This window comes from Hymenobacter crusticola (assembly GCF_002154225.1).
Lineage (GTDB): Bacteria > Bacteroidota > Bacteroidia > Cytophagales > Hymenobacteraceae > Hymenobacter > Hymenobacter crusticola.
Genome location: NZ_MTSE01000082.1, coordinates 1 through 2,507, shown reverse-complemented (window position 1 = coordinate 2,507; position 2,507 = coordinate 1). Strand labels below are relative to the sequence as shown.

3 protein-coding genes are annotated in these 2,507 nt (G+C 60.7%); 2 read left to right on the top strand and 1 reads right to left on the bottom strand.

The features are described from left to right. Positions 1-726: 726 nt before the first annotated feature. Positions 727-891 carry a hypothetical protein gene (locus tag BXP70_RS30160; protein WP_179197898.1) on the bottom strand — a complete coding sequence of 55 codons (165 nt, stop codon included), beginning with the start codon at positions 889-891 and terminating at the stop codon, positions 727-729. Between the two features lie 455 nt (positions 892-1,346). On the opposite strand from BXP70_RS30160, the gene BXP70_RS28870 reads away from it, so the two are divergent. After that, positions 1,347-1,598, top strand: coding sequence for a hypothetical protein (locus tag BXP70_RS28870; protein ID WP_086597589.1), 252 nt, complete (start codon positions 1,347-1,349; stop codon positions 1,596-1,598). A gap of 172 nt (positions 1,599-1,770) precedes the next feature. Beyond that, on the top strand, positions 1,771-2,373 hold the full coding sequence (locus BXP70_RS28865; RefSeq protein WP_086597588.1) for a hypothetical protein: 603 nt from the start codon (positions 1,771-1,773) through the stop codon (positions 2,371-2,373). Positions 2,374-2,507 lie beyond the last annotated feature (134 nt).

Sequence of the window (2,507 nt, the reverse complement as noted above, 5' to 3'; positions counted from 1 at the left end):
GGTGTGTCATACTAGGGCCCTCCCTTCCTAGAATGACACAGCGGCTCATGTCATCGTAGGACAAACGCAGGATTGTAAGATGTCTCACCCAGGCGTTCGGCCTGCTGCTAGTGGGGTTGGAAGGGAGTGCTTCCTAGACGCCATGATGCGGTTTGGGGCCTCGCACACACGACGTGTCTCGCTACTTCCGGCTTTATTTGGAGCGTAAATTGTACTGCTTAGCGGCCTAGTAGTTCCCTTATGCTTGTTTCCTTTGTTCGGCTGCCGACCGGCTGCGGCAGGAATCGCGCCGCGGCTGCGCGCGGACGCCTCCTGGTTCGCCCCCTGTTGTCCTACGCGCCGACGGCTAATCGCTGTGCGGGCACCTATTCCACCCGGGCCGCGCGCCGGGTTTTAGACTGGAGGGCTGGCCAGTCAGGGCGCTAAGGTATGCGCAAGGTCGTCCAATATCTACTCTTTCTCGGCATTGTGGTCGCCACCATGATGAGCCTGGGTGACGTGGCCCACCTGCTGGCTTTTTTGGTGGCCCGGGCCGTGGGGGCCATCGCGGCGGGTCAACCCGTTGTCCCGAATCCCCCCCTGTTCCTCGTGCTGATGCTAGGACAAGGATTTGGCGTGGCCACGTTTCTGCTCCGGCTCTGCCCGTCGCGGCGCGTCGGGTCAGGGGTCGTGCTTTTGTGTGGTCTCTCGTTGCTGGCCGCCCCGGCGCAGGCCTGGGGTGGGTCCCTATTTCACTGGGCGAGCCTGGTCCAGGGGGGCGTGTTGCTGGTAAGTGCCACCGTCGCGGGCTGGCCAGGTGCGGCTCAGCGCGCCGCCCGGCCGCCGGGCGCACGCGCGTAACCCGCGGCACGGGTCAGGGCCACTTTCGCCGACCAGGAAGCGGCTAGCCATCTTCTAGGAATGGAAGCCAGGACCTGTCCTCAGCTCTGCATCCAAAGGATCTGGGAAGAAGGCGTAAGTTGGACACTTTACGGTCCTCCGTGGCTGTTGCAGAACTCCCAGTAGTGAATCGGATGTGTAGCACCAACGAGTGAAACAGGCTAAAAAGCCTGTTTATGGCAGCTATTTTCCGTAAACGAGGGGTTAAACATAGCTTATCCGGAATACAAATAGGGTTCTGCAACAGCCACCTCCCTTTGGAAAATGTCCAAGCAACCTTTCGCGATTCTTTGGCCGCTAGTTTGCCTGCTCTCTGGTAAGCTAGCGGCCGAGGAATCCTGCTATAGATCTTCGCGCACCTCCTGGATAGAGGCGCTCTCCTGGTCAACGTGCCCGGTTAACCGCACGTGAGGAGAAGGCTCAACCCTACCTCTTTGTTCGATTGTCTTTCTGTCTAACCGTTTCTTATGCGTTATCGCCTGCTGCTGTTCGGGCTCTTGTTGGGCATGATGGGATGCGAGCCCACGAATACAGCGGGGGTTGTCGCCACCGTGCACGTGGTGGACGCGGTGACTGGACGCCCGATTCCGCAGGCACAGGTGCTGCTGGTCAGCGTCTATGCGCGTAATGGCTTGGGGGCTGCCTACGGAGACTCGCTTTGCTATACCCATACCGACGCGCACGGACAGGTCCGCGCCACCTTTGCCCACGCTTTCTAGTGGCCACGGCCGCGCACGCGCCAGGCTATCAGCCGGGACGGCGCAAGCTGGCCGTACAACAGCCACAGGCTAATTTGGTCCTGGCGCTGCACCGCGCCCAGCCGAATCCCACCTTGCAGACCACGCTGTATGCGGACCCGCTGGCCAGCGCGGNGCCCAGCCGAATCCCACCTTGCAGACCACGCTGTATGCGCACCCGCTGGCCAGCGCGGATCGCGCCTTCCGCGCCTTGCCGAGCTCAAGCGTGGCCGATGGGCCACGAAACGTTCCGGTGGTGCTGAAGGTAGACGCCTGTCCTCAACGCAGTGGCGAACGATTCCGCGATACCTATGGCTTGGTCTTGGCCGGCCCCCGCATTAGCCGCGATACGAGTGTGTGTGACCTGTGGCTGGCACCCCCTGCGATTGGACAGGCTCCCACCCTGCTAGTGGCGGGGGGCCGGGGTGGGATCCGGCCACTCTTCGCCGAGGAGTACGCGCAGTCTGCTTTGTTCGAGCAGACCCAGGCGCCAACGCAGGGCTACTGCTCGCGTTACGTGTTAACGGGCAAGGAAGCAGGCTTCTTCATCCGCACGCGGGATGGGCAGCACTACGGAAAATATGTGTTCGCTAGAGCCGGCGGTGCGTTTAACGCCGCTAGCACCACGGCGGGCGAGCCCCTGTGCCAGTACTGGTGGAATGGCAGCTGCCTGTACCAGCCTACCGGCAGCCGAAACCTAGCGCCAGCGCTAGCGCAAGTCGACCTGCTCACTTTTTTACAGGGCCGTATTCCGTGATCCCAATGACCATGCGCAATCGTCCTTGTAGTTAATCGAGACAAGCAGTGCCGCTTAAGATCTTATAGACGAGTGTTCAAGAATATGATAGGTGCACTTAAGTTCTATAACGTCTTCCAGTAGAACGATTGGAA

Bases quoted from the DNA above. Each gene is read 5' to 3' on its own strand.
- BXP70_RS30160 (WP_179197898.1), bottom strand. From the start codon at position 891: ATGGCTAGCCGCTTCCTGGTCGGCGAAAGTGGCCCTGACCCGTGCCGC.
- BXP70_RS28870 (WP_086597589.1), top strand. From the start codon at position 1,347: ATGCGTTATCGCCTGCTGCTGTTCGGGCTCTTGTTGGGCATGATGGGA.